27 protein-coding genes and 1 other RNA gene are annotated in these 23,912 nt (G+C 71.1%); 18 read left to right on the top strand and 10 right to left on the bottom strand.

Annotation, left to right across the window (positions count from 1 at the left end; all coding sequences use genetic code 11):
- Window positions 1-99: 99 nt before the first annotated feature.
- Complete coding sequence (locus tag AB0E78_RS02980; RefSeq protein WP_361827405.1) at window positions 100-951, top strand: glycerophosphodiester phosphodiesterase; 852 nt, start codon at window positions 100-102, stop codon at window positions 949-951.
- Here AB0E78_RS02980 and AB0E78_RS02985 read toward each other — a convergent pair whose 3' ends face one another.
- Complete coding sequence (locus AB0E78_RS02985) at window positions 952-1,584, bottom strand: TetR/AcrR family transcriptional regulator (RefSeq protein WP_361827408.1); 633 nt, start codon at window positions 1,582-1,584, stop codon at window positions 952-954.
- Between the two features lie 174 nt (window positions 1,585-1,758).
- Here AB0E78_RS02985 and ddaH point away from each other — a divergent pair, with 174 nt between their 5' ends.
- On the top strand, window positions 1,759-2,583 hold the full coding sequence (gene ddaH, locus AB0E78_RS02990) for a dimethylargininase (RefSeq protein ID WP_361827410.1): 825 nt from the start codon (window positions 1,759-1,761) through the stop codon (window positions 2,581-2,583).
- Between the two features lie 30 nt (window positions 2,584-2,613).
- Here ddaH and AB0E78_RS02995 read toward each other — a convergent pair whose 3' ends face one another.
- The 3 genes from AB0E78_RS02995 to AB0E78_RS03005 form a co-directional block, all read right to left on the bottom strand.
- Window positions 2,614-3,621, bottom strand: coding sequence for a small ribosomal subunit Rsm22 family protein (locus tag AB0E78_RS02995; RefSeq protein ID WP_361827413.1), 1,008 nt, complete (start codon window positions 3,619-3,621; stop codon window positions 2,614-2,616).
- 163 nt (window positions 3,622-3,784) lie between these two features.
- Window positions 3,785-4,954 (bottom strand): serine hydrolase domain-containing protein, encoded by a 1,170-nt coding sequence (locus AB0E78_RS03000; protein ID WP_361828496.1) that lies wholly within the window; start codon window positions 4,952-4,954, stop codon window positions 3,785-3,787.
- Window positions 4,909-6,165: a Bcr/CflA family multidrug efflux MFS transporter gene (locus AB0E78_RS03005; protein WP_361827416.1), complete on the bottom strand. Its 1,257-nt coding sequence runs from the start codon at window positions 6,163-6,165 to the stop codon at window positions 4,909-4,911. The genes AB0E78_RS03000 and AB0E78_RS03005 overlap by 46 nt, the downstream gene beginning before the upstream one ends.
- A gap of 185 nt (window positions 6,166-6,350) precedes the next feature.
- Here AB0E78_RS03005 and AB0E78_RS03010 point away from each other — a divergent pair, with 185 nt between their 5' ends.
- On the top strand, window positions 6,351-7,352 hold the full coding sequence (locus AB0E78_RS03010; protein WP_361827417.1) for a Gfo/Idh/MocA family oxidoreductase: 1,002 nt from the start codon (window positions 6,351-6,353) through the stop codon (window positions 7,350-7,352).
- Between the two features lie 32 nt (window positions 7,353-7,384).
- Here AB0E78_RS03010 and AB0E78_RS03015 read toward each other — a convergent pair whose 3' ends face one another.
- A complete protein-coding gene (locus AB0E78_RS03015; RefSeq protein ID WP_361827419.1) occupies window positions 7,385-9,019 on the bottom strand; it encodes an alkaline phosphatase D family protein in 1,635 nt (544 codons plus the stop codon).
- Window positions 9,020-9,152: 133 nt separating this feature from the next.
- On the opposite strand from AB0E78_RS03015, the gene AB0E78_RS03020 reads away from it, so the two are divergent.
- The 3 genes from AB0E78_RS03020 (at window position 9,153) to AB0E78_RS03030 (ending at window position 11,678) form a co-directional block, all read left to right on the top strand.
- The gene (locus tag AB0E78_RS03020; protein ID WP_361827422.1) at window positions 9,153-9,992 is read left to right on the top strand and encodes an SDR family oxidoreductase; all 840 of its coding nucleotides are present in this window, start codon (window positions 9,153-9,155) and stop codon (window positions 9,990-9,992) included.
- A 185-nt stretch (window positions 9,993-10,177) separates the two neighbouring features.
- A complete protein-coding gene (locus AB0E78_RS03025; RefSeq protein ID WP_361827424.1) occupies window positions 10,178-10,642 on the top strand; it encodes a lamin tail domain-containing protein in 465 nt (154 codons plus the stop codon).
- A gap of 118 nt (window positions 10,643-10,760) precedes the next feature.
- Complete coding sequence (locus AB0E78_RS03030; RefSeq protein ID WP_361827426.1) at window positions 10,761-11,678, top strand: PhzF family phenazine biosynthesis isomerase; 918 nt, start codon at window positions 10,761-10,763, stop codon at window positions 11,676-11,678.
- A 63-nt stretch (window positions 11,679-11,741) separates the two neighbouring features.
- On the opposite strand, the gene AB0E78_RS03035 is transcribed toward AB0E78_RS03030, so the two are convergent.
- Window positions 11,742-12,068 carry a nuclear transport factor 2 family protein gene (locus AB0E78_RS03035; protein WP_361827428.1) on the bottom strand — a complete coding sequence of 109 codons (327 nt, stop codon included), beginning with the start codon at window positions 12,066-12,068 and terminating at the stop codon, window positions 11,742-11,744.
- 159 nt (window positions 12,069-12,227) lie between these two features.
- On the opposite strand from AB0E78_RS03035, the gene AB0E78_RS03040 reads away from it, so the two are divergent.
- From AB0E78_RS03040 to AB0E78_RS03050, 3 genes are all read left to right on the top strand, one after another.
- Window positions 12,228-12,773 carry a DoxX family protein gene (locus tag AB0E78_RS03040; protein WP_361827431.1) on the top strand — a complete coding sequence of 182 codons (546 nt, stop codon included), beginning with the start codon at window positions 12,228-12,230 and terminating at the stop codon, window positions 12,771-12,773.
- A 399-nt stretch (window positions 12,774-13,172) separates the two neighbouring features.
- Window positions 13,173-13,970, top strand: a complete 798-nt coding sequence (locus tag AB0E78_RS03045; RefSeq protein ID WP_361827432.1) for a class I SAM-dependent methyltransferase — start codon at window positions 13,173-13,175, stop codon at window positions 13,968-13,970.
- A 133-nt stretch (window positions 13,971-14,103) separates the two neighbouring features.
- Window positions 14,104-14,853 (top strand): hypothetical protein, encoded by a 750-nt coding sequence (locus AB0E78_RS03050; RefSeq protein WP_361827435.1) that lies wholly within the window; start codon window positions 14,104-14,106, stop codon window positions 14,851-14,853.
- Between the two features lie 27 nt (window positions 14,854-14,880).
- Here AB0E78_RS03050 and AB0E78_RS03055 read toward each other — a convergent pair whose 3' ends face one another.
- The gene (locus AB0E78_RS03055) at window positions 14,881-15,393 is read right to left on the bottom strand and encodes a hypothetical protein (RefSeq protein WP_361827438.1); all 513 of its coding nucleotides are present in this window, start codon (window positions 15,391-15,393) and stop codon (window positions 14,881-14,883) included.
- A 192-nt stretch (window positions 15,394-15,585) separates the two neighbouring features.
- Here AB0E78_RS03055 and AB0E78_RS03060 point away from each other — a divergent pair, with 192 nt between their 5' ends.
- The 3 genes from AB0E78_RS03060 to AB0E78_RS03070 all read left to right on the top strand — a co-directional run bounded on the left by AB0E78_RS03060 (window position 15,586) and on the right by AB0E78_RS03070 (window position 17,723).
- Complete coding sequence (locus AB0E78_RS03060) at window positions 15,586-16,518, top strand: glutaminase (protein WP_361827441.1); 933 nt, start codon at window positions 15,586-15,588, stop codon at window positions 16,516-16,518.
- 409 nt (window positions 16,519-16,927) lie between these two features.
- The gene (locus AB0E78_RS03065) at window positions 16,928-17,269 is read left to right on the top strand and encodes a hypothetical protein (protein WP_361827443.1); all 342 of its coding nucleotides are present in this window, start codon (window positions 16,928-16,930) and stop codon (window positions 17,267-17,269) included.
- Between the two features lie 187 nt (window positions 17,270-17,456).
- On the top strand, window positions 17,457-17,723 hold the full coding sequence (locus AB0E78_RS03070; protein WP_361827446.1) for a hypothetical protein: 267 nt from the start codon (window positions 17,457-17,459) through the stop codon (window positions 17,721-17,723).
- 65 nt (window positions 17,724-17,788) lie between these two features.
- Here the strand turns inward: AB0E78_RS03070 and AB0E78_RS03075 are convergent, their stop codons facing one another.
- Window positions 17,789-18,172 (bottom strand): hypothetical protein, encoded by a 384-nt coding sequence (locus AB0E78_RS03075; RefSeq protein WP_361827448.1) that lies wholly within the window; start codon window positions 18,170-18,172, stop codon window positions 17,789-17,791.
- Window positions 18,173-18,191: 19 nt separating this feature from the next.
- Entirely contained in the window at window positions 18,192-19,436 is a 1,245-nt protein-coding gene (locus tag AB0E78_RS03080) for a helix-turn-helix transcriptional regulator (RefSeq protein WP_361827450.1), read from the bottom strand.
- A 172-nt stretch (window positions 19,437-19,608) separates the two neighbouring features.
- Between AB0E78_RS03080 and AB0E78_RS03085 the strand changes: the two genes are divergently transcribed.
- The 6 genes from AB0E78_RS03085 to AB0E78_RS03110 all read left to right on the top strand — a co-directional run bounded on the left by AB0E78_RS03085 (window position 19,609) and on the right by AB0E78_RS03110 (window position 23,329).
- A complete protein-coding gene (locus tag AB0E78_RS03085) occupies window positions 19,609-19,971 on the top strand; it encodes a hypothetical protein (protein WP_361827453.1) in 363 nt (120 codons plus the stop codon).
- Entirely contained in the window at window positions 19,965-20,105 is a 141-nt protein-coding gene (locus tag AB0E78_RS03090; protein ID WP_361827455.1) for a hypothetical protein, read from the top strand. Before AB0E78_RS03085 ends, AB0E78_RS03090 begins: the two co-directional genes overlap by 7 nt.
- A 122-nt stretch (window positions 20,106-20,227) precedes the next feature.
- Window positions 20,228-20,410 carry a hypothetical protein gene (locus AB0E78_RS03095; RefSeq protein ID WP_361827458.1) on the top strand — a complete coding sequence of 61 codons (183 nt, stop codon included), beginning with the start codon at window positions 20,228-20,230 and terminating at the stop codon, window positions 20,408-20,410.
- Between the two features lie 84 nt (window positions 20,411-20,494).
- On the top strand, window positions 20,495-22,078 hold the full coding sequence (locus AB0E78_RS03100; RefSeq protein WP_361827461.1) for an asparagine synthase: 1,584 nt from the start codon (window positions 20,495-20,497) through the stop codon (window positions 22,076-22,078).
- 13 nt (window positions 22,079-22,091) lie between these two features.
- Window positions 22,092-22,634 (top strand): GNAT family N-acetyltransferase, encoded by a 543-nt coding sequence (locus tag AB0E78_RS03105; protein WP_361827464.1) that lies wholly within the window; start codon window positions 22,092-22,094, stop codon window positions 22,632-22,634.
- A 110-nt stretch (window positions 22,635-22,744) separates the two neighbouring features.
- A complete protein-coding gene (locus AB0E78_RS03110) occupies window positions 22,745-23,329 on the top strand; it encodes a Scr1 family TA system antitoxin-like transcriptional regulator (RefSeq protein ID WP_361827466.1) in 585 nt (194 codons plus the stop codon).
- Between the two features lie 133 nt (window positions 23,330-23,462).
- Here the strand turns inward: AB0E78_RS03110 and rnpB are convergent.
- Window positions 23,463-23,872: RNase P RNA component class A (rnpB, locus tag AB0E78_RS03115), an RNA gene on the bottom strand.
- Between the last annotated feature and the right edge of the window lie 40 nt (window positions 23,873-23,912).

A 23,912-nucleotide genomic window follows, 5' to 3' on the forward strand; every position in this document is an offset into this window, starting at 1 on the left:
AGAGCCCACATCCGGGGTAGCTGAGGTGATGCAAGGCGCAGGGTGACACCGCGCGTCATTCCGTACTAATCAGGGATTTAGCCCCCTACCGTGTTCGCCATGGTCACCAGGACTGTGCTCACGGGACTGTCGGGATTCATGAGCCTCGCCACACTGGCTCTCGCGGCGCCCGCCGGACCGCTCACCCCGCTCGAATGGGGCGGCGGCGGCCCCCTGACGGTGGAGGCCCTCCCCCGCGTCACCTACACCGCACACCGCGGCGGCGCCCTGGAGGTGCCGGAGAACAGCATGTCCGGCCTGGTGGCGGCCTACCAACGCGGTACGGCCCAGGTCATCGACGTCGACACCCGGATACTGCGCGACGGCACCCTCGTGGCGATGCACGACGAGACCCTGGACCGTACGACGACGTCCAAGGGGCCGGTGCGTTCGCTCACCCTGGGCCAGTGGCGGAAGGTGCGGCTGCGCCCGCGGGCCGGCCTGCCCGGGAGCTGGCGCGCCGAGCGTCCGCCGACGGTCGCCGAGATCCTCGACCGCTTCGGCGGCCGGATCGTGCTGATGCTGGAGGCGAAGGATCCGCGCAGCCTGCGGACGCTCGGCTCGCTGATCCGCGCACGCGGCCTGACGCGCTCGGTGTTCGTGAACTCGAACGAGCCCCGCGTCGCCGCGCGCGCCCACGGCATGGGCCTGCTCGCGCAGCTGTGGCGTTCCAAGGCGCAGATGCGCACGGACCGGCCCGCGCTATGGGCGGGGTTCGTGGACGTCCTGGACGTGGATCACAAGGCGCGGGACGTGGATCTCCTGCGCGCGGTCTACTCCGGGGTCCCCCGGGTGTGGGCGCACACGGTGACCACACCGCGCCAGCGCGACCGGGCTCTGCGGCTCGGCTGCAACGGCGTGATCACGGATGCGCCGGGGCTGCTGGCGCGGACGCCGTCGAAGGGTGTGTGATCAGCGCGGCGCGATTCCGTAGAGGGCGTATTCGACGAGCTTGTCGGCGTACTCGTGCGTGAGCGGGCCGGTGCGCTGCATCCAGCGCTGGGCGAGCGGGCCCGTCCACAGCTCCAGGGCGATGCGGGGGTCCACCTCGGGCGCGACCTGGCCGGCCTCCTGGGCGATCTCGATGCGCCGCACGTACATCTGGAGTCCGGGCTCCAGGAGCTTCTCCACGTACTCGGCGCCGAGCTCCGTGTTGAGCATGCCCTCGGCGGCGAGTGCCCGCCAGGGTGCGTCGTACTTGGGGTTCTTGAACTCGTCGATGGTGGCCCGCATGACGAGCTTGAGGTCCGCCTCCAGGTCTCCGGAGTCCGGGATCGCGGTCGGGGTCAGCTCGTGGCCGGTGCTGTCGCTCGCCTCCTGGTGCGCCTGCTCGCCGAGGTCCACGAAGGCGTCGAGCAGGACAGCGCCCTTGGACGGCCACCAGCGGTAGATCGTCTGCTTGCCCACGCCCGCGCGGGCGGCGATCGCCTCGATCGTGAGCTTGCCGTAGCCGACCTCGGCGACCAGGTCGAGGGCGGCGTCATAGATCGCGCGGCGCGAGCGTTCGCTGCGGCGCTTGGAGTCAGGGGCGGATTTCGTGGCCATGTCGTCGAATGTAGCAGCGAGCGAGCCGAGACGTACCGTCTCGTAAACGCGGGTGGGCCACTCGATGAACCACCCGTTCAGATCACAGCGCGGGGGCTCCCCAGACCGCACCATGGGCAGCAACTGCCCCACTCCGGGCAGCCTCTGACCCCCGCGGTACGTGAGGAGCCCTCGTTGACCCGATTTCCTCGTCGCGCCACACCCCGGCGCTATCTGATGTGCTCACCGGCACACTTCAAGGTCACGTACTCCATCAACCCCTGGATGGATCCCTCGAAACCGGTCGACGTCCCGCTGGCCATCGCCCAGTGGGAGGATCTGCGCGACCGCTACCGCTCGCTCGGCCACACCGTCGAGGAGCTCACCCCGCGTCCGGGCCTGCCGGACATGGTCTTCGCCGCGAACGGCGCGACCGTCATCGGGGGCCGGGTGCTGGGCGCGCGGTTCGCCCATCCGGAGCGCGGCCCCGAGGCCGTCGCCCACCTGGACTGGTTCAGGGAGCACGGCTTCACGGACCTCCACGAACCCACCCACATCAACGAGGGCGAGGGCGACTTCGCCGTCACGTCCTCGTACGTCCTGGCCGGGCGCGGCTTCCGGGCCAGCCCCCTGTCGCACGGGGAGGCGCAGGAGTTCTTCGGCCGCCCGGTGCTCGGGCTCGATCTCGTCGACCCCCGCTACTACCACCTGGACACGGCGCTCGCCGTGCTCGACGACGCGACGGACGACGTCATGTACTACCCGCCCGCGTTCTCGCCGGGCAGTCAGGCGGTCCTGCGGCGCCTCTTCCCCGACGCGCTGATCGCCGAGGAGCCGGACGCGGTGGCGCTCGGGCTCAACGCGGTCTCGGACGGCCTGCACGTGCTGCTCCCGCAGGCCGCGGTCGGTCTCTTCGGGCCGCTGCGGGAGCGTGGCTACGAACCCGTCGTCATGGACCTGAGCGAGCTGCTCAAGGGCGGCGGCAGCGTGAAGTGCTGCACGCAGGAGCTGCGCGGCTAGCCCTGGCCGGCTCCCGCCGGCTTGCTCCCGCTAGCCCTCCTGGTGGGGCGGCCAGGTGTCGCCCCACTCCGCGTCACGGGCCGCGCGGTACAGCGGCCCGTGGCGCTTGGTCACCGTCTCGCGGTGCAGGGTCTCGTCCGCCGCGCACAGGTCGAGCAGGACCTGGCCCTTGCGGATCTGCGGCCTGCGCACCACTCGCTTCGGCGCCGGATCCGCGTCGAAGCGGACCGCCGCCACATAGCTGAACTTCTCGTCCTCGTACGCCAGGGACCCGCCCTTGACCTTCCGGTGCAGGGAGGAGCGGCTGACGCGGGCGGAGAAGTGGCACCAGTCCTCGCCGGGCACGATCGGGCAGGCGGAGCTGTGCGGGCAGGGGGCGGCGATGCGGAAACCGGCCTCGATGAGCCGGTCCCTGGCCTCGATGATCCGCGTGTAGCCGTCGGGGGTGCCCGGCTCGATGATGACGACGGCCTGCCGCGCGGCTGCCGCCGCCGCGTCCACGAGGGACCGGCGGTCGGACTCGGTCAGCTCCTTGAGGACGTACGACACCGTGACGAGATCGGTGCTCTCGATGGTGAGCGCCGATCCGATACGAGAGCGCTGCCACTGCACGGCCTTCAACCATGGGTTCGCCGCGGCCAGTTCATGGCCCAGGGCGAGGGCGGGTTCGGCCCAGTCGAGGACCGTGACGGGCCGCTCGCCGGCCCAGGTCGCGCTCACCGCCCAGGTCGCCGCGCCGGTCCCGCCGCCGACGTCCACCTGGCTGCCGGGCGCCCACCCCTCGGGCGCCGCGTCCGCCAGGGCGCCGAGCGCGGAACACACCGCCTCGAAGGTCGCGGGCATGCGGTACGCGGCGTACGCGGCGACGTCGGCGCGATCACGCAGGATCGGGGCGTCGGTCGGGGTGAGGCCCCGGTAGTTGGCGATCAGCCGGTCGACGGCTTGCGCGGCCTGCTTGGGCGGAAGCCCGTCGAGGAGCCCGGCGAGGGCGGTGCGCAGGGTCTCGGCGGGGGATGCCGGGGAAATCGGGGCGTTCACCCCGTGATTCTACGGGGCCGTCCGGCAGGCGCGGGGCGCCCCGTAAGGGGCGCGGCGCTGTGACACATGGTGCGACCGGGCCCCGTAAGGGGCGCGGGGAACTGCGCGACCGGCCCCCACCGGCCCGCAGGTGAACCACTGCCCCCCCAGCAGAGCCCCGCGCTCAGCGGGCCGCACGGGCCAGCCGGGTGGCGGCCTGGGCCCGAGGCCCGCTGTCGGCGCGCCCCCTGCGTGGATGAACCGTGTTCGCCAGGAGGATCAGGAACGTGTCCGTGGCGGGGTCGATCACCAGTGACGTCCCGGTGAACCCCGTGTGCCCCGCCGCACCGCGCCCCGCGAGGCTCCCCATGAACCACGCCTGGTCGAGGCCGAAGCCAAGACCCGGCGGCGTCAGCATCAGCTCCACGAAGTCCGGGCCGAGGATGCGCGCCGTGCCGTACGAGCCGCCGCACAGCAGCGCGCGGCAGAAGACCGCGAGGTCGCGCGCGGTGGAGAAGAGCCCGGCGTGGCCCGCGACGCCGCCCAGCGCCCAGGCGTTCTCGTCGTGCACCTCGCCCCGCAGCATCCCCCGGTCGGCCTTGGCCCAGGGCCTGCGCTGGTCCTCGGTGGCCGCGGCGTCGGGGCGCGGCCCGAAGGCGGTGGCCGTCATGCCGAGCGGCCGGGTGATGCCCTCACGGATGAGCTCGTCGAGCGGGCGGCGCGTGAGGCGCTCCAGGACGTGCTGGAGGAGCAGCATGTTCAGGTCGGAGTAGCGGTGGTCGCCCGGCGGACCCGTCGGCGCCTCCGCACGCAGGGCGGCGAGGCGCGCGGCGTCGTCCGGGCAGTCGTACAGCGGGAGTTCGGGGCGCAGGCCCGAGGTGTGCGTGAGCAGCTGGCGCACCGTGATGCCGTGCTCGGCGGCCGCCGTGAACTCGGGGACGTACGCGGAGACCAGCGCGTCGATGCCGAGTGTGCCGCGCTCCAGCTGCTGCATCGTGGCGACCGTGGTGAACAGCTTGGTGAGCGAGGCCAGGTCGAAGGGGGTGCCGGTGCGGGTCAACACCTGCTCGGCGGGCGGCAGTTCGACCCCGGCGTCCTTCTCCGGGTCGTACGCGGCGTAGCGCACCGCACGGCCCACCGCCTCCTCTACGGCGATCACCGGGCCGCGTCCGGCGAGCACGACGGCGCCCGCGCACCAGGGGCGTTCACCGCGCGTCAGTGCGCGCACCTCGCGTACGAGGTGGGCCATCTCGTCCGTGTCGAGGCCCGCGCGGTCCGGCGTCCCGGCGCGCAGCAGGCGTGGCGCGGTCAGTGGTCCGTCCCCTCCCGGTTCGGCCTGGCCGAGTGCTGCCAGGGGCGGCACAGTCCCAGAAAGCAGCCGATGGCCGCAAGGCCGCAGACGAGCTGCACCACGGCCATCGGGACGGCCGTGGCCTCGCCCGCGATGCCGACCAGCGGGGAGGCGATCGCGCCGACGAGGAACGAGGACGTGCCGATCAGCGCCGACGCGGATCCGGCGGCGTGCGGGGTGCGCATCAGGGCGAGGGCGTTCGTGTTGGGCATCGCGAGGCCCATCGCCGACATCAGGACGAAGAGCCCGGCGGCGACGGGGATCAGGCCGACGTGCCCGAAGACCCCCGAGGTCATGACGAGCAGCGCGGTGGCGGCGAGGACGATGACCGTCAGGCCGAAGGCGAGCGCCTTGTCGAGGCTGACCCGGCCGACGAGGAACTTGCCGTTGATCTGCCCGACGGCGATCAGGCCGATGGAGTTCACGCCGAAGAGCAGGCTGAAGGTCTGCGGGGAGGCGCCGTAGATCTCCTGGATGACGAACGGCGACGCGGAGATGTACGCGAACAGCGCGGCGAACGCGAAGCCGCCCGCGATCATGTACCCGGTGAAGACGCGGTCGGCGAGGAGCGACTTCATGGTGCGCAGCGCCTCGACGGTGCCGCCGCTGTGCCGGTTCTCGGGGGCGAGCGTCTCGGGCAGGGACCGCCAGACCAGCACCGTCAGGGCGATGCCGACCACGGTGAGGACGGCGAAGATGCCGTGCCAGTCGGTGAAGCGCAGGACCTGGCCGCCGATGAGGGGCGCGATGACCGGGGCGACCCCGGAGATCAGCATGAGGGTGGAGAAGAAGCGGGCCATCTCCACACCGTCGTAGAGGTCACGGACGACGGCGCGGGCGATGACGATGCCCGCGGCGCCCGCCAGGCCCTGCAACAGGCGGAAGGCGATGAGGAGTTCAGCGGTGGGCGCGAAGGCGCAGATCGCGGTGGCGAGGATGTAGACCAGGAGCCCGATGAGCAGCGGCCTGCGGCGCCCCCACTTGTCGCTCATCGGCCCGACGACGAGCTGCCCGAGCGCCATGCCGGTGAGGCAGGCGGTGAGGGTGAGCTGCGCGGTCGCGGCGGAGGTGTGCAGCGAGCGGGTGACCTCCGGGAGCGCCGGGAGGTACATGTCCATGGAGAGCGGCGGCACCGCCGTGAGACCGCCGAGCACGAGGGTGACCAGGATGCCGGTGCGGCGCTGGGCGGTGCGGGCGGGAGCGGCCGGGGCCACGTCGCTCTCCACCGTCCGGGACTGCCGTATGAGGGGGCCTTCTGACCCACTCGTGGTGCGGCTGCCGTGCTCCGGCATACGGATTCCCTCCCGATTAGGCGTGCGATTACCTATGCTCTCAGCTCAGCTGTGCTGGTTGAGACCATTTCCCGCGGTACTCCGCGGTAGGAACAGGGGCCCCTGTGGTGGAAGACGACCGTGAGCCCGTGCGCTGGGGCATCCTCGCGACGGGCGGGATCGCCGCGTCGTTCACGGCGAACCTCCTCGACATGCCGGACGCGGAGGTGGTCGCGGTGGCGTCCCGGACCGACGCGTCGGCGAAGGCGTTCGCCGAGCGGTTCGGGATACCGCGCGCGTACGGGGAGTGGGGTGCGCTCGCCGAGGACAAGGACGTCGACGTCGTGTACGTGGCGACGCCGCACGCCTCGCACCGGGCGGCGGCGGGGCTCTGCCTGGAGTCCGGCCGCGCGGTGCTCTGCGAGAAGGCGTTCGCGCTGAACGCGCGCGAGGCTCTGGAGATGGTGACGCTCGCCCGGCGGCGCGGCCTCTTCCTGATGGAGGCCATGTGGATGTACTGCCATCCGCTGATCAGGCGGCTGAAGGCGCTGGTCGACGACGGGGCGATCGGCGAGGTGCGGACCGTGCAGGCCGACTTCGGGCTCGCCGGGCCCTTCCCGCCGGCGCACCGCCTCCGTGACCCGGCGCAGGGCGGTGGCTCGCTGCTCGATCTCGGGGTGTACCCGGTGTCGTTCGCGCAGCTGCTGCTCGGGGAGCCTTCGGGGGTGAGCGCGAGAGCGGCGCTCTCGGACGAGGGCGTTGATCTCCAGACGGGAATGCTGCTCTCGTGGGAGAGCGGTGCTCACGCTTTGTTGCACTGCTCCATCAACGCGGGCACCCCCGTCACCGCCTCCGTCACCGGTTCGCGGGGCCGCATCGACGTACCGAACGGCTTCTTCTTCCCGGACCGCTTCGTGCTGCACCGCGACGGCCGTGACCCCGAGGAGTTCACGGCCGTCCCCGAGCACGGCCCCCGCGACAGCCTCAAGCACGAGGCCGCCGAGGTCATGCACCGCCTGCGCGCGGGCGACACCGAGTCACCCCTGGTCCCACTGGACGGCACCCTCGCCGTGATGCGGACCCTGGACGCGGTACGGGAGCGGATCGGGGTGCGCTACCCGGGCGAGTGAGCGCGGCCCCGCGGACCGCTGGGCAAGGAGGGTCAGGCCGGCTTCAGCCCCGGGTTCCCCGCCTCCGTCACGAAGGACGCGGCCGTGGTGAGGGGCGCCCCCGGCGTGGTCACCGCCGACACGGTCTTGAAGTCGGCGCGCGCGGACTTCTGTCCGAGAGCGACGGTCACATAGCCGCGCCGCCCGTTGTAGAACTTCATGTGCGGGTTGGCCTTGGTGTAGGTGTCCCAGTTCGCGGGCTTGTCGGCGCCGTCCTTGCCGCTGGCGATGGACGTGGCGACGATCTCCGTGCCGACCGTCCTGGACGCCTGGTCGTCGAAGTCGGCCTTGATGTCGTAGGCGTACGCGACGTGCACGTCGCCCGTGAGCACCATCAGGTTCTCGATCCCGGCCGACGCCGCGCCCGCCAGGACGCGGTCGCGGGATGCGGTGTAGCCGTCCCAGGCGTCCATGCTGACCTTCGCCACCGCGTTGAGGTCGAGCTTGCGCTGGGAGAAGTTGACCTGCTGCGGCACGACGTTCCACAGCGCCCGCGAGCGGCGCCAGCCGTCGATGAGCCAGCGCTCCTGGGTGGCCCCGGTGAGCGTGCGCTTCGGGTCCGTCGACTCGGGCCCCGGGACATGCGTACCGTCGCCGTACACCTGGTCGGAGCGGTACTGCCGGGTGTCCAGGACGTCGAACTGGGCCAGCCTGCCCCACTGCACACGGCGGTAGAGCTGCAGGTCCGGGCCCTGCGGCTGCTGGGGGCTGCGCAGCGGCTGGTTCTCCCAGTACGCGCGGTAGGCGGCGGCGCGGCGGACGAGGAACTCGGCGGGCGGGTTGCCGTTCTCGTCGAGGTCGCCCGCGTAGTTGTTCTCGGCCTCGTGGTCGTCCCAGGTGACGACGAAGGGGTGCGCGGCGTGCGCGGCGCGCAGATCCGGGTCGGACTTGTAGAGGGCGTACCGCAGGCGGTAGTCCTCAAGCGTCTGCGTCTCGCGGTTGTAGAGCGCGGGGAGCGTGCGGTCGGTGTAGTTGCGGGCGCCGCCGACCGCGCTCACCGCGTACTCGTAGAGGTAGTCGCCGAGGTGGAAGACGACGTCGACGTCGTCCTGCGCCAGGTGTTTGTACGCGGTGAAGTAGCCGTCGTGGTACGCCTGGCAGGACACGGCGGCGAGCGTCAGGGAGCTGACCCTGCTGCCGGCCGCGGGGGCGGTGCGGGTCCGGCCGGTCTCGCTGATCCACTTCCCCGTCTTGAAGCGGAAGTAGTAGGTCCGCCCGGCGTCGAGGTTGTTCACCTCGACGTGCACGGTGTGGTTGAACTCGGGGTGGGCGTTCACGGAACCGCGTCTGGCGATGCGGCGGAAGCGGGCGTCGTGGGCGAGCTCCCACTGGACGATGACACGCTCGGCGGGCAGACCGTTGCCCGGTTCGTACGGGGACGGGGCGAGGCGGGTCCAGAGCAGGACCGAGCCGGACAGCGGGTCGCCGGATGCCACGCCGAGCGTGAACGGGTTGTCGGCGATCTTCCGCGCGTCCAGCTCGGCGGCGCTCGCTGCGCCCGCCGTCGGCAGGTTGGTGGCGAAGGCGAGCGAGGCGGCGGCTCCGGTGACGGTGAGGAAACGACGGCGGCCCAAGCGGCTCGCGGCGGCTTGGATTTCGGCTGTGTCCTGCTGGCCTGCGGGTGTCATATGGCCCTCCCCTGACGATTGGTGTCACGGGCATGCAAGTGGTGGGGGACGACGCGCGCCTGTCGCGTACACAACACCCGGATGGCGGGACGATGATGTCCGCGTGGACGAGCCTCACGTACGCTGCGGGGCCATGAACGCTGAGCCAACTGGACAGACGAAGACCGCTGTGGTGACCGGCGCGGGCTCCGGGATCGGCCGGTCCGTGGCGGTCGAACTGCTGCGGGCCGGATGGTCCGTGGCGCTCGCGGGGCGCCACAAGGAGACGCTGGAGGAGACGGCGGCGATCGCGGCCGGAGTATCGGAGGGCGCGGCCGTGCGGCCCGTCCCGCACGCCGAGAAATCCGCCGAGCCGAATGCCCCGGCCGAGACCGACGCCCTGTGCGTGCGCACCGACGTCTCGCGGCCCGATGATGTGGCCGCGCTCTTCGCGACCGTGCGCGACCGCTTCGGCCGTCTCGACCTCCTCTTCAACAACGCCGGGACGTTCGGCCCGGGCGGCGTGCCCGTCGACGAACTGGAGTACGACGCGTGGCGGCACGTCGTCGACACGAACCTCAACGGCGCGTTCCTGTGCGCGCAGGCCGCCTTCCGTCAGATGAAGGAGCAGGACCCGCAGGGCGGCCGCATCATCAACAACGGCTCGATCTCCGCGCACGTCCCGCGCCCGCGCTCCATCGCGTACACGGCGACGAAGCACGCGCTGACCGGCCTGACGAAGTCCCTCTCCCTGGACGGCCGCCCCTACCGGATCGCCTGCGGCCAGATCGACATCGGCAACGCGGCGACGGACATGACCGAGCAGATGCGGACCGGGATCCTCCAGGCCAACGGGGAGCTGGCTCCCGAGCCGGTGATGGACGTGTCGGACGTGGCGCGGACGGTGCGCCACATGGCGGAGCTGCCCCTTGAGGCGAACGTGCAGTTCGCGACGGTGCTGGCGACCAACATGCCCTTCATCGGGCGGGGTTAGCCACCGGCGCCCCTGGCCGGCCGTGACGTGGCCGACCGTGACCCCGCAATCACGGTCGGCCCACATCTACACAAACGGAATGGGAAGTCCCGCGTCAATTACGCGCATCACACCCCGTATGCTCAGCGAGCCCTCCACGAGAACTCCACATTCAGAGCACTCTCACAGCACACTCGGAGCACACCTTGCGCATACGTTCCGCTGCCCCGGCCATCCTCGCCGCGGCCGCACTCGCGGCCCCTCTGCTCGCCGCGTCCCCCGCGACCGCGGCCGCGCACCAGGGCGGACTGCACCTCGGGTACATCCAGTTCGACAGCCCGGGCCGCGACTCCCGTTCCAACTCCTCGCTGAATGCGGAGTGGGTGAACATCCACAACAACTCCGGCTCGGCGGTCCAGCTCAAGGGCTACAAGCTGAAGGACAACACCGGCTACACGTACACCTTCGGCAGCTACAAGATCGGCGCCGGCAAGACGGTCAAGGTCCGCACCGGCAAGGGCACCAACGCGTCCGGCGTCCGCTACTGGGGCCGCGGCTCGTACGTCTGGAACAACACCAGCGACAAGGCCCGCCTCATCAAGCCGAGCGGTTCGCTCAAGGACTCCTGCTCCTGGACGAACAGCAACCCCGGTTACAAGAGCTGCCACTGACGGCTCATCAGCCACTGTGAAGGGGAGGGGGCAGGGCAGCCGCTCCGTGACGGCCGGTGGGGACCCGCGCTGGGGAGCAGCGGGAATGATCGGGGTCGCGGAACGGTTGCCCTGCGACATGACGACGAATTCAGCAGACATCTCCTCCCCCGGCGCCCTCTCTCCTGACGTGCTGCGCTACACCGCGTTCGCGACCGACCCGGCGGGCGGCAACCCCGCCGGGATCGTGCTCGACGCCGCCGGTCTCGATGATGCGGCGATGCTGGGGATCGCCGCGGAGGTGGGGTACAGCGAATCGGCCTTCCTGTTCCCCGCGTCCGCTTCCGCTGCCGGGGACGGCCGCTCCGCCGGCACGCGCTCCTACGACGTGCGCTACTTCAGCCCGAAGGCCGAGGTCTCCTTTTGCGGGCACGCGACGGTGGCGGCGGCGGTCGCCCTGGCCGAACGGGGCGGCGGCGCGGGCGACTTCGTCTTCTCCACGCAGGCGGGCACGGTGCCGGTGACCGTGACCGACGCGGACGGCACCCTGCGGGCCACGCTCACCAGCGTCGAACCGCGCGTCGACGAGGTCACGGCGGCCGACCTGGCCGAGGCCCTGGCCGCGCTCGACTGGCCGGCGGACGACCTCGACCCGGCGCTGCCGCCCCGTCTCGCCTACGCGGGCGCCCGCCATCTGATCCTGGCCGCCGCGACGCGCGAGCGCCTCGCCGACCTGTCGTACGACTTCGATCGCCTCGCGGCCCTGATGCGCCGCCTGGAGCTGACCACGGTCCAACTGGTCTGGCGGGAATCGGAGTTGACGTTCCACGTACGCGACCCGTTCCCGGTGGGCGGCGTGGTGGAGGACCCCGCCACGGGCGCGGCGGCGGCCGCGTTCGGTGCGTACGCGCGCGAACTGGGCCTGGTCCCCGCCGAGTCGGAGCTCACCCTGCACCAGGGCGCGGACATGGGACGCCCCGGGGTGCTCACGGTCAGCCTGCGGGAAGGTGACGCGAGGGTACGGGTGAGCGGGGCGGCGGTGCCGATCGGGGAGTAGGCCCGTTCGGCCGGGTGGGCCCAGGGGTCACCCGGGAAGCCCGGCGCGAGGCAGTGCGCCTCGTCAGGCCTGCCCCGTCTCGAACCGGGAGACCTTCCCGTCGTCGTCGACGGTGAACTGCCACTTGGTCCGCATCTCACCCCACGTGTCGTTGCGGAACGTGACGAGCAGCACGCGCCCGGCGTCCGACTCGTTCTCCACGTCCATGTGGCCGTGCGGGGAGAAGATCTCGCGGTCCGTCCAGTCGGCGATGTCCCGGTCGGAACCGTCGTCGGACATGGTCGCGCCGGGGGCGAGCAGGGCCTGGAAGGCGGCCTGGTCGTGGGCGTTCACGGCGGTGACGAAGGCCCTGACCGTCGGGTCGGAGAGCCGGTTTACCTGAATGCTCATGCACCCACGCTCACACCGGCCGCCCCGCCGCGCCACCGGACGGGGTCACTCGTACGGCCGCTTGAGCGGGGTGTGCGGCAGGGCTCTGACGGACGGTGGGGTGACAAGCACCGCGTGACGAGCACCGCCACCCGGGCCCCCACCCCAGGAGACAGAGCCATGACCAGTTCCTGCTTCGACCGACGCGACCTGGGCCTTCTGCTGCTCCGTGTCGGGACCGGCGGCGTCCTCGCCGCACACGGCGCCCAGAAGCTGTTCGGCTGGTTCGGCGGGCACGGCATCGAAGGCACCGGCGCCTTCATGGAGTCCATCGGCTACAGGCCCGGCAAGGCGAACGCCGTCATCGCGGGGCTCGCCGAGGCGGGCGGCGGCACGCTGCTCGCGCTGGGCCTGGCCACCCCCGCCGCCGGTTCCGCCGCGGCGGGCGCCATGGCCGGGGCGACGGCGGTGCACGCCCCCAACGGCTTCTTCAGCCAGGGCGGCGGCTACGAGTACCCGGCGTTCCTCGGCATGGTCGCCGCGGCCCTCGCCGTCACGGGCCCCGGCGCCTACTCCGCCGACTCCGCGCTCGGCCACACGTTCAACCGCAACTGGATGGTGCCGGCCGCCCTGGCGGGCACGGCGCTCGGCGTGCTCGTAACGGTGGGCTCACGAACCAAGAACGTACGGGAACAGGAAAACGAGTCAGGCCCGGACGAGACCTGACGACTACCCCCACGGCTGCCCCACGGCCGACGGCCCGGCGCTTGATGGGCGCTCGACAAGGTACGCCGGCCCGCGACGATGGCCGCCCGGCACCACCGGTGCCTGACGGCCGCTTGATGGACGCTCGACGACGTACCTGGACGCCCGGCCGCCACGATGGCCACCCGCACCACAGCCCTCTGCCCGCCGCAGCACCGGTGTGACGAGCGCTTCTTGGGCGCTCGACGACGTACGTGGCCGTCCGGCCGCCATGATGGTGTCGATCGACGGAAGCTTCGGTGGGTGAGGCCGTCCGGCGCCCCACGGCGGTCGGCCGACGGCCCGGCGCCCCGGCGCCCCGGCGCCCCGCGGCGAAAGTCGCTCGCCCCGGTACGAGTTGACCGGATAGCGTCCGCGCCCATGACCGATACCGCCCTCTCCTCCCCGTCCGGCGGGACCGCCGCATCGGACCTGCCGCCCCGTCTTACGCGCCTCACCTTCCACGGCCCGCTCTCCGAGGCGCGGGCCGCGCGCCTCGTCGAGCGCGTCGCGCCGGGCACCGGCTCGGTCCTCGATCTCGGCTGCGGCTGGGGCGAGTTGCTGCTGCGTGCCCTCGAAGCCGCCCCGGGCGCCACCGGCGTGGGCGTCGATCTGTCGGGCGAGGACCTGGCCAGGGGCCGCGCCGCCGCCAAGGAGCGCGGCCTGGCGGAACGGGTCTCCTTCGTCGAGGAATCGGCGACGGACACCACCCGCGGCCCCGCCGATCTCGTCCTGTGCCTGGGAGCGAGCCACGCGCTCAGTGCCACCGAGCCGCCCGGCCACACCGAGGCGGCTCTGCGCGCGCTGCGCGGCCTGGTCAACCCCGGTGGCAGTGTCGTGCTCGGCGAAGGCTTCTGGCAGCGCACGCCCACCTCCGACGAGCTCTCCGCGATGTGGCCGGGCGCCCACGCCGGCGAACACCTCCACCTGGGTGACCTCGTGGACGTGGCGATCGCCGCGGGCTTCCGGCCGGTGTGGGTGGAGACGGCGAGCGCGGAGGAGTGGGAGGCGTTCGAGTCCGGCTACCGCGCGGACGTGGAGGAATGGCTGGCCACGCACTCCGGCCACCCCCTTGCCGCCGAGACCCGCGAGAAGGTCGACCGCCAGCGCTCCAGCTGGCTGCGCGGCTACCGGCAGGCGCTCGGCCTCGCCTATCTGACCTTGATGCCGGTGGACTGAGGACGGTGAGCTGAGGGCAGCGGGCCGAGGGCGGTGGGCAGCCGCCCGCGCCTCCGCGATACCGACCGAAGTCTGCCGCTCATCGACTTTCGGCCGCTCCCCCGCGGGCACCCGCCCGCCTAGCGTCGAGGACATGACCAGCGAAGAGCGTCTCGCCCCCGTCCCGCTCCGCAAGGACCGTACGACGGTCCTCGGTTACCCGCGCGGTGACCTGCTGACGATACTCATCGGCACGCCGATCCTGGGGCTGCTGCTGGGGCTCGCCCTGCCGCCCCTGGCCCGGTGGCTGAGTGACCTGCCGGTGCTGCCCTGGCGGGACGGCATCACGTTCGTCGGCTCGCTGGACAAGCCGTGGCAGACGGCGATCGTGACGGGCGTCGGTCTGGCAGGCGGAGTTCTCCTCGCCGTCACGGAGCTCGCCGAGACCCTGAAGCTGAGGCTGACCGACCAGGAGCTGGTGACCGAGCAGCACGAGGTGACGAGGACCATCGAACGTACCCGCGTCTCCGCGGTGTTCCTGGACGGCAAGGAGCTGGTGGTCCTGGACGAGACGTCGCGCCAGTTCACGCGCGGCGTGCACAAGACGGCGGCCCCGGCGCTGGCCGAGGCGTTCCGCTCGCACGGCTACCCCTGGCAGGACACCGACCCGCACGCGCCCATGTTCCACCGCTGGATCCCCGGCGCTCCCGGCCTGCCCGCCGAGGCGCACGCGGTCCTCGCGGCGCGGAAGGCGGCACTGAAGGGCGAGGCCAAGGAGGACGTCCGGGACCTCGCGGAGACGATGCAGGGTCTGGGATACGTCGTACGGGACGAGGCCAAGGACCAGTACTGGCGCCCGCTGGCAGGGGGACCCGGCGGAAGGGGCGGTGGCGCTCGGACCTGAGCGCCACCGCCCCCACCCGCACAAGGGTCAGAAGACGAACGGCCCCGGCGCCTGCGCCGATGTGGCGTTGCAGGTCACGCTGATCCCAAGGACCACGACCTGCAGCGACTTGCCCTCCAGGCTGTCGCCGGTGGCGACGGTCCCGTCGAGCGGTCCGGTGGACACCTCGCCGCCGGCGGGAATGGCCGGGTTGGAGCTGCCGGTGAAGGTCGCGGTGTCCGATCCGTTCTTGGTGAGCGTGAGTGTCGAGTCGACCGAGTTGGCGGCGATGTCGATGGGGGCGCTGATCGCCGAGGTGGAGACGCTGATGGTCGCGGCGGTCCCGTCCTGGGTGGCCTTCAGCGTCGCCGAACCCGATCCCCACGACCCGCAGTCGAACGAGATAGTGGCCGTGTCCGGGGTGACCGCGGTGGCGGCGGGCGCCATCACCATCGCGCCGACGGCGACAAGACCGACGCCGAGCGCCGACCCGGCACCGAGCCTGCCGAGTCCGCCGGGCCTGACGGCACCGAGTCTGCCTTTCCTGCCTATTACGCGCATGCCATGCCTCATGGGGTCCTGCCTTCAAGTGGGGGGAATGCGGGGGGGGGAAGGAAGCACGGGAACTGACGCCACGTCAGCACCCCGGCCGTCGCCCATTGAGGCATGGGCCCCTTGCGGCCACAAGGGCCGCTCCCATGATTCTTGACATGCTACGGCCAATTTCGGCCGCACCTCCGCAACCAGTGCAAAATGGCGATCATGACCTCGCCCCAGACCTATCAGCCGGTCCTGGACCGCATCGCGGCCGAGATCGAGAAGACGCCGGGGCGCGGCACGCCCGCCGACTACATCCCGGCGCTCGCCGCGTGCGACCCGCGCCGCTTCGGCATGGCCGTCGCGGAGCCGGACGGCACCGTGTACGGGGTGGGCGACTGGCGGCAGCCGTTCTCCGCGCAGTCCATCACCAAGGTGTTCACCCTCGCGCTCGACCTGGCGCGCGAGGGCGACGCGCTGTGGGACCACGTGGGCCGCGAGCCCTCCGGCAACCCCTTCAACTCGCTCGTGCAGCTGGAGTACGAGAGCGGCATCCCGCGCAATCCCTTCATCAACGCGGGCGCGCTCGTCGTCACCGACCGCCTCCAGACCCAGACCGGGGACGCGGCGGGCACACTCCTGGACCTTCTGCGCGCGGAGAGCGGCAACGACCGGCTCACCATCGACGAGAGCGTCGCCGCCTCGGAGTCCGCGCACGGGGACCGCAACGCCGCGCTCGGCCATTTCATGGCGGCGTACGGAAACATCGACAACCCGGTGCCTGTCCTGCTGGACCAGTACTTCCGCCAGTGCTCCGTCGAGGCGTCCTGCGCCGACCTCGCCCTGGCCACCGGCTTCCTCGCCCGCCACGGCATCCGCGCCGACGGCACGCGCCTGCTCAGCTCCAGCCAGGCCAAGCAGGTCAACGCGATCATGCTCACCTGCGGGACGTACGACGCGGCGGGCGACTTCGCCTACCGCGTGGGCCTTCCCGGCAAGAGCGGCGTCGGCGGCGGCATCATCGCCGTCATCCCGGGCCACTGCACGCTCTGCGTCTGGAGCCCGGGTCTGGACGAGCGCGGCAACTCCGTGTCGGGAGTGGCGGCGCTCGACCGTTTCACGACCCTGACGGGCCTCTCGGTGTTCTGAGGCTCTCGACGACCTGAGGTTCCGGGCGCCTGGATCGACTCGCGCGGCGTGCTGTGCGGGACGCCGTCGGCGGGCGCCGGGCCCGGAGGGGAGAAGCGGCAGACGAGTCGGGCTGTACGCCGGGTTCAATACGCCAATTGGCGTCATCGGTGAAGGCCCGGCCCGTGAACTCGTCGCGGTCCAGCGCGACTGGGGAGACGAAGCCGTCGCCGCGCTCGCCCAAGGCGTCGTCGACGCCACGGGCGGCAAGGCCACCGCCGCCGTACTGCGCAGCGCCGTCAAGGCCATCCCGCGTGACGCCGACTGCCCCGAGCCTCCCGCGCTACGCGACCTCGCCCGCAAGGTCGCCGAGCAGGCCGCCAAAATGGCGTCACGGCCCCGAGCCGTCGCCCACGTGATGGCCCGTCCCATGACGCCAATTGGCGTCAGTGATGTCACCGTCGGCCCGATCGTCCACACGTCAATGAAGCCAATTGGCGTCACTGACGACGACGGTCAGATCCACGACGCGGAGATCATCGAGCCCGACGACGAAGACTCTGCCGCGAAGGTCAGCGACGCCGAACGTGACGAGTGCGCGGGGTGGATCGAAGCCGAGGCCGATCTTTTCAGCGTGCCCGCCGCCGTCGTCCACCGACGCCTCATGGACTTCGTCAACCACGACGCACAGACCATCCAGCGTCTACGCGAGGGCTACCGCCACGGCGTCCCCGCACAACTCACCACCGCCCATGGAAAGGCCGCCCGATAACCACGCGTGATGAACTCGACGCCCTGCACGTCTGTCTCCCTGTACGAGACTGCGCGCGGCGACAGCGGCAAGGAGGCCGCCATCAACCTCATCCACAGGCACGACCGGTGGATGCCCGTGCCGTACGCGTGGGGCTGGGTCCAGGAGATAACCGAGGAGAACCCGCAGGTCGACGAGGCCTCTGCGCGTGCGCCTACGAGCCCTCGCGATCGTCTTCGCAGCGCTCGCCGCCGTCGGGATGCCGACGGCGGCATCGTTCGCCGACACAGCAGATGTCCACCAAACCCCGTCGCACCGCCTCACCCCGCGTGAGGAGATCCAGCCCGCCGCCCACATCGTCGGCGAGATAGCCCGCAAGCAAGCCGAGCGCTCCACCGGCAAGCCGGTCGGCGTCCTGCCCGAGCAATCCCACGATCCGGTCTGGTACCGCACCGTCCTGACCACCAGAGCCTGAGCAGCACCACATGGAAAGGGCCCGCCCCCGTCACGCGAGGGGGCGGGCCCTTCCCATGCGCTGATCTACGACGCGGGCGCCGAGTCGGTGGCGGTCTCGACAGCTTCGAAGATGTCGGCGTCGGTCTCCTGCTGCCAGGCAGGCAGCTCGGGCCAGTCGGCCACGTAGGCGGGCTTGGGGTCGCCGAAGTGCCGATACATCTGCGCGGTCCACGCGGTGGCGACGAACCGGCTCTTCTGCTCACGCGTCAGCCGCTTGGCGTGGCCTTCGGACAGGGTGAGGAACTGGGCGACCTGATCGAAGACGGCGCCGGCCGCAGCACGCTCCCAGTCGGGGGTGTCTTCCCACGGGGTGATGTAGGAGGGCTTGGGCTCACCGGGGAAGTGCTTGAGCACCCCCGCGATCCACGCCTCACGGAAGACCTTCGCGCCCTTGATGCTGTCGCTCACCACGTCCACCCTTCGTCGGTCACACGGCCAGCACACCGATCTGGGCGTCGAGTTCAGCGACTCGGGGGTCACCGGACAGCGCCGCATAGCTGGTGCGCAGTCCGGTGAGTCTACGAGCCACGTATCCGGAGGAAGACTCATGGGCGATGCCAAGGGCCTGCCCGGCGTAGGAGGTGAGCTGCTCGACGTCCCGCCGTTTCGCACCGATCGCCGCCAAGTCGGTGAGGACCGCGCCCCGGCGTCGAAGCGACAGGCCGGGTGCGAGACCGTCCAGACGCAGCGCCTCTTGGAGAGCGCGTTCGGCGAGGTCGAGGCGGCCCAGGCGGACGTAGCGGGCGCCACGTTCCTCCGCGAGGCGTGAGCCGTCGAACCGCAGCCAGCCGCCATTGCCGCTCACGCCGCCCGCGGTGACCTCCTGCGCCTGTTCCAGGGCGCGTTCGCACGAGGTGAGATCGCCGAGTCCCGCGTGCGCCTCAGCCTGGACGGAAGCCACCCAGTGCCGGGTGGAGAGCTGCGGGTCGCCGCGACGCGCGATGCGTGCAGCGGCGCCGAGTGTCGAGACGGCCTGCGCATAGCGGTTCTCATACAGGTCGACGTAGGCAAGGCGCGTGAGCCCGCACGCCCACAGGTCGTAGGCCTGGGAGTCCTTGGCGGCGGACGCGGCCAGGCCGTACGCGGCGGCGGCATCGGTGTAGCGGTTCTGATCGAAGGCCAGCTCCCCGGCGAGCTGGAACAGATCACCGGCCGCCGCGATCAGCAAACGACTGTTGCGGCCGTCGGCGAGGGAGTCGGTGAGCGCGGCTGTCTGGTCATGCACCAGCGGATAGACCGCCTGCTTGGAGCGAGCCAGGAGGAACACCTGCCAGAGATGGTCGTTCATCGCGGCGAAAGTCCCCGCCTGGACATCGGCCGCTTCGCCGTCGTCGGCGCAAGCCTCGCCCCCCGTGCTGGCCATGGCGCCGGTCACCGCGACCAGGCGCAGAAACTCACGTCGGATCATGTCGTCGGATACCCCCGCAGTGAAGACGCCCCCCGGCGTGACCATGACTGGCTCCTGAGCGGTGCCGGTGCGTGTCTGGCCGATCAGGACGTCCAGCTCGTCCAGCCCGACCTGGAGCAGCCGCGCAAGTGCGGGGCGCTGGCAGGGCTGGGGTGATGCCTTGCCGCACTCCCACCGGCCCAGCGTCCGCCGGTCCACCGCGAGGATCTCGGCAGCCCGTTCCTGACTGTAGCCCAGGCTTTTGCGCCGTTCACCCAAGGTCATCGGCCCGGCCCCCCGTCATCTGACACGTCCACTGGCTGTGCTGTACCCACAACGCCCCAAGGTGTCCCAAGGGTGTCCCATGAACGCCGTGGTCTGGCCCAACTCGCTGCGATTGGGTGGGTGTTACGCGATTCAGCGGACTTCCATCCGAGGGCGAGGACCAGCGGTGACCATGACGACCCCCCACCCCGAGGTCGGCGACCCCCTCGATCTCGCCCTCGTCGACAACGCCATCCACCGCGCCGAAGGCCTGGCCGTCGCCGACCCCACCAGCCGCCTCGCCCATGAGGTCGCCGACGAACTCACCGCGTACCTCGCGCTGCTGATCACCCCGGCCGAGAGACGGCTGACGGTCACGGGCGGCGGCAGCCCCGCAGCTCAGCGCGCCCGCGCTGTCTTGTCCGACAGCATCCAGCACGCCAGAGCCGTCCACCACGACCAGCTCACCGGCGCCTTCACCAACCCCACCGCCAGCCTCTACTTGTTGGCCGGAGCATGCCGGTTGCTGAAGAACGCCATGGTCCCGCCGTGGTGAACCGCTGGGACCGCTACCGCGCCCGGCGCCCGAACCGCTCCCGGCTCGCGGAGACGGTCATCACGACCGCGCTGGTGTCGCTGGTCGTCGTCGCTTTCGGCGCGGCCCTGATCGCCGTGGTGAACAACACCTAACGACTCCCGTGCCGGGCCTGACCATCCACCCGTGGGCTCCCCCCCCCAGCTGGGCGGCCCGGCACGGGCCATGCGGGCATCCCCCGCCCCCTCCAGAGCACCACCGACGAAAGGAACCCGCTGTGAAGCAACGCCTGGACCAGTCCACCAGCCTGCAAGCCACCACGCTCGGCGGCATCGAGCTGGGTCCGCTGTTCACCGACCGCGCTCAGTTCGAGGTGCCCGACCTGGCAACCCGCTTCGCCTACAAGAAGGAAGCAGGCTCCTCGGACACCAATCACGAGTACGACACCCTCAAGGTCTGACCCCGCCCCAGCCCCCGTACGCAAGGCCCGGCCAGCCCCGCATCCGCCCTGGCCGGGCCCCGCGCCCCATCTCGTGGAGGACTCGTGCTCAAGCTGCGCATCGACCCCATCCCGGCGAGCCGCGAGGCCGGCGGCTGGGCGTGGCAGAACTCCCGCCTTGAATGCGGCTCGTCCTGGGTCGCGCCGCTCGATCACCCGGCCGTTGACGCGGTCGTCCTCACCGACCGCGACACCGGCCAATCTCTGATTCATGTCCGCGAGCGCGACGCCCGCCGCGCAGGAGAGGGGCGACGCGCCGTCGTGGAGCTGTCCACCGCCGCCTTCCGGGCGCGGCGGGCGGAACTCCTGGCGTGGCCACAGGATTTCGTGGCCATCGACCTTGCCCTCGACGGCCCGCTCAGCATCAGCGCCGGTGAACGGGGCACCGCACCGCTGTACCTGACCGCCCACGACGGTGTGCTGCACGGGTCGTGGACCACCGCGGATCTCGTCAAGCGCCTGCCCCGCGTGGAATTCCATCCCGCCGAGACGGCCCGGCTGCTCAGCCTATGGTTCCGCTACAGCCACCACACCTGCTTCACCGGCCTGTACCGGCTGACCGAACGCGCCACCGCCCACTACGACGGGCACGAGCCCATCCGTTTCGAGCAGCCGGACTCGGCGCTGCACTCCAAGGCCCGCACGCTCGCCGACGACGCCGACGTGCTGGGCGCGTACGGCAGCATCCTCGACGCCGTCTTCGACCGGCACCTCTACGACCCGGACACCACCAGCGCACACGTCTCGGGCGGCTTCGGCTCGGCCATCACCGGCACCCACCTGGCCTTACGCCACCCCGACCGGATCACCGCTTCCGCGATGCTGCTGCCCGGCGAGATGGGCGAGCAACAACGCATCCGGCGCGCCGAGATGATCGACGCCGGCCGCTTCCGCACCGACATCACCACGCCCGCCCTTCCCCCACTGCACCCCGGCGGACGACGGGCGTTGGGCGGATACGTCTACCCCTACGAAGAGCCCTACCACGAGGCCACCGCCCACCTCGCCGACCAGCTGGCCGCCCACGGCATCCGTACCGTGGTGAGTGGGATCGGCGGAGACGAGATGGTCGCCCTCACCCCCGAGGAAGCACCCCATCAGCCCGTCGGCCCCGGACACGCGATGACCGAGTGGCTGGGCCCCGTGGCTCGTGAGGCCCTCCTAGACGTGGACAGGGACACCTGCCCGCCCGCCGTCGTCAACGAAATGACCCTGCTCGCGATGGCTTCGGCCGCGCCGCTGATGCTCGATGCCGGGATCTGGCCGGTGCACCCCTTCGCTGATCCGGACATGATCCGCTTCGGCGAGTGGCTGCCCCGCTCCTGGCGCTCCCGCAAAAACCTGCACCGCCGCCGCCTGACCGCGCTGGGCCTGTCCGAGCTGGTGGTGGAGCCGCCGCTGCCGGAGAACTTCACCGACGTCATGAACACGGCGATCCGCACCACCCTGCCCGCCCAGGTGCGACGCCTGCTCGCCGACGGCTCGGCACTCATCGACGCCAAGCTCATCGACCCCGACACCCTCGCCCAGGCCCTCGCCCGCATCGAGCACGGGCAGATACGCGCCACGGACGACCGGCTCGCCGACGTCGTCGCCGCCGATCTCGCCTACCGTGCCGCCCACAACTGAGAGCCTGAAAGACATGTACGTGATGCGCCCCGCCACCGCCCACGACCGGCCCGCCTACACCGACCTGATCCGCGCCCGCGCCGCCTGGATGATGAGCACCGGCAAGGTCGGGGGCGAAGACCTCCTCGACGATGGCCGGGCCGAACAGATCGCCGCGCAGGCCGGTAACGACCACACCCCCGTCTGGGCGCTGACCACCGGCGAGGGCGAACTCATCGGCTGCACCAGCCTCTACGAGCAGACACCCGAGTGGGGCTGGACCGATGCCGAGCGCGCCGAGCCCGCGCTGTTCCTGGCGACCACGTTCACCCACCCCGAGCACCGGGCCGCCAAGCCCGGCACCCTGATCGCCTGGTGGGCCCTGGGACACGCAGCCCGCAACGGGAAACTCTGGGTACGGCGCGGCTGCGGACACCAAGGACTCGTGCGCTACTACCGCGACCACCAAGGCTTCGACCTCAGCCACGAAACCGAACGAGGAGGCCACCCCGCCTACCTCCTGGCCCGCAAAGCCGAAGAGATCAACCACCTGCCCGTCACCACCCGCGAAAGCTGACGGGCGTTCGACTAGGCGCGACCATCGCCGACCGACTACACCGGGCTCACAGGGAGGGAAACGGCCCGGCTCCCGGTGCCGCATTCACCGCCCAGCAACAGGAGGTTCTGATGACGCACGTGACCCCATGGCAACAACGCCTGGCCAGCGGAACCGAAGACATCCAGGCCGAAGTCATCGACTGGTATCAGAACACGACCGACGGCAAGGCCTACATCCCGCAGATGATCTGGGGGACCCTCCAGACCGAGGCCTACGCGACAGTCATCCTCCAATGGGTCGTCAGCTTCCACGACACCCCCGACGACGTACCGGCGGGCGTGGCCAAGCGCATGGAACGCCAACAGGTCCTGCGCGACGGCAAGCACCACTACAACGTCATCCTCGGCGAACAGGCCCTCTATACCAACGTCGGCGGCCCTGCGGTGATGCGTGAGCAGATGGAACGCCTGCTGGCCGACCTCGACCTGCCGAGCCTGACCCTGGGCATCACCCCGCGAACGTCGAGGACGCGCACCGACGCGGTGCGGTCCCTGACGTCCTCGGGCAGCGTGTTGCCCACCCGGTCCAGGTCGCTCTTGCCGGGCTTGAGATCCCAGGTGTGCGCGGTCTCGGAGTCGAGGAGCCTGCCGCTCTTGTCGAGGAACTCGAGATCAGGTCGCCGGGCTGAGAGAGTAGCTGCGCACACGACCTAGGTGATCGCTTACCGAAGCGCGAGGACGACCCCGAGGGATGGAACCCGAGGGGGCGTACCGATCGACCCGGATTCGACCCGAAGAGGTACAGAGATGGAAGCCCGAGCCCCTGACCAGCAGGGACTCGGACGGGCAGACGAGTCGGGCTGTACGCCGGGTTCTGTCGCCCGGGCGCCTCGCGGCGGCCGGGGAGACGGCCATCCATCTAGGGCCCGCATTGCTGCGGGCCTCGTGCGGTCTACCCGCGGACTCGGGCGGGCAGCCCTCGGTCGTCCGCGCAGGGCCCTGTTTCCAGGGCCCCTTTTGACCTTGCTCCAGGTGGGGTTTACCTAGCCGCCTGAGTCACCTCAGGCGCTGGTGGTCTCTTACACCACCGTTTCACCCTTACCGGAGACCGAAGTCTCCGGCGGTCTGTTTTCTGTGGCACTGTCCCGCGGGTCACCCCGGGTGGCCGTTAGCCACCACCTTGCCCTGTGGAGCCCGGACGTTCCTCGGGAAGAGCCCCTGGTGAGGGGAGCTTCACGCGGCCGTCCGCCCGGCTCGTCTGCCGTGTCGACCATGCTACCCGGCGCGTGCCGCGGCT

Origin of the sequence: Streptomyces sp. NPDC032198 (assembly GCF_040636975.1) — a bacterium.
Lineage (GTDB): Bacteria > Actinomycetota > Actinomycetes > Streptomycetales > Streptomycetaceae > Streptomyces.

What these genes read in the sequence shown, in the direction of transcription:
- AB0E78_RS03035 (WP_361827428.1), bottom strand. Translation starts at nt 12,068, where the DNA reads ATGAGCATTCAGGTAAACCGGCTCTCCGACCCGACGGTCAGGGCCTTC.
- AB0E78_RS03065 (WP_361827443.1), top strand. Translation starts at nt 16,928, where the DNA reads ATGACGCCAATTGGCGTCAGTGATGTCACCGTCGGCCCGATCGTCCAC.
- AB0E78_RS03060 (WP_361827441.1), top strand. Translation starts at nt 15,586, where the DNA reads ATGGCGATCATGACCTCGCCCCAGACCTATCAGCCGGTCCTGGACCGC.
- AB0E78_RS03030 (WP_361827426.1), top strand. Translation starts at nt 10,761, where the DNA reads ATGACGACGAATTCAGCAGACATCTCCTCCCCCGGCGCCCTCTCTCCT.
- AB0E78_RS03040 (WP_361827431.1), top strand. Translation starts at nt 12,228, where the DNA reads ATGACCAGTTCCTGCTTCGACCGACGCGACCTGGGCCTTCTGCTGCTC.
- AB0E78_RS03020 (WP_361827422.1), top strand. Translation starts at nt 9,153, where the DNA reads ATGAACGCTGAGCCAACTGGACAGACGAAGACCGCTGTGGTGACCGGC.
- AB0E78_RS03055 (WP_361827438.1), bottom strand. Translation starts at nt 15,393, where the DNA reads ATGCGCGTAATAGGCAGGAAAGGCAGACTCGGTGCCGTCAGGCCCGGC.
- AB0E78_RS03080 (WP_361827450.1), bottom strand. Translation starts at nt 19,436, where the DNA reads ATGACCTTGGGTGAACGGCGCAAAAGCCTGGGCTACAGTCAGGAACGG.
- AB0E78_RS02980 (WP_361827405.1), top strand. Translation starts at nt 100, where the DNA reads ATGGTCACCAGGACTGTGCTCACGGGACTGTCGGGATTCATGAGCCTC.
- AB0E78_RS03050 (WP_361827435.1), top strand. Translation starts at nt 14,104, where the DNA reads ATGACCAGCGAAGAGCGTCTCGCCCCCGTCCCGCTCCGCAAGGACCGT.
- AB0E78_RS03105 (WP_361827464.1), top strand. Translation starts at nt 22,092, where the DNA reads ATGTACGTGATGCGCCCCGCCACCGCCCACGACCGGCCCGCCTACACC.
- AB0E78_RS02985 (WP_361827408.1), bottom strand. Translation starts at nt 1,584, where the DNA reads ATGGCCACGAAATCCGCCCCTGACTCCAAGCGCCGCAGCGAACGCTCG.
- AB0E78_RS03085 (WP_361827453.1), top strand. Translation starts at nt 19,609, where the DNA reads ATGACGACCCCCCACCCCGAGGTCGGCGACCCCCTCGATCTCGCCCTC.
- AB0E78_RS03045 (WP_361827432.1), top strand. Translation starts at nt 13,173, where the DNA reads ATGACCGATACCGCCCTCTCCTCCCCGTCCGGCGGGACCGCCGCATCG.
- AB0E78_RS03015 (WP_361827419.1), bottom strand. Translation starts at nt 9,019, where the DNA reads ATGACACCCGCAGGCCAGCAGGACACAGCCGAAATCCAAGCCGCCGCG.
- AB0E78_RS03110 (WP_361827466.1), top strand. Translation starts at nt 22,745, where the DNA reads ATGACGCACGTGACCCCATGGCAACAACGCCTGGCCAGCGGAACCGAA.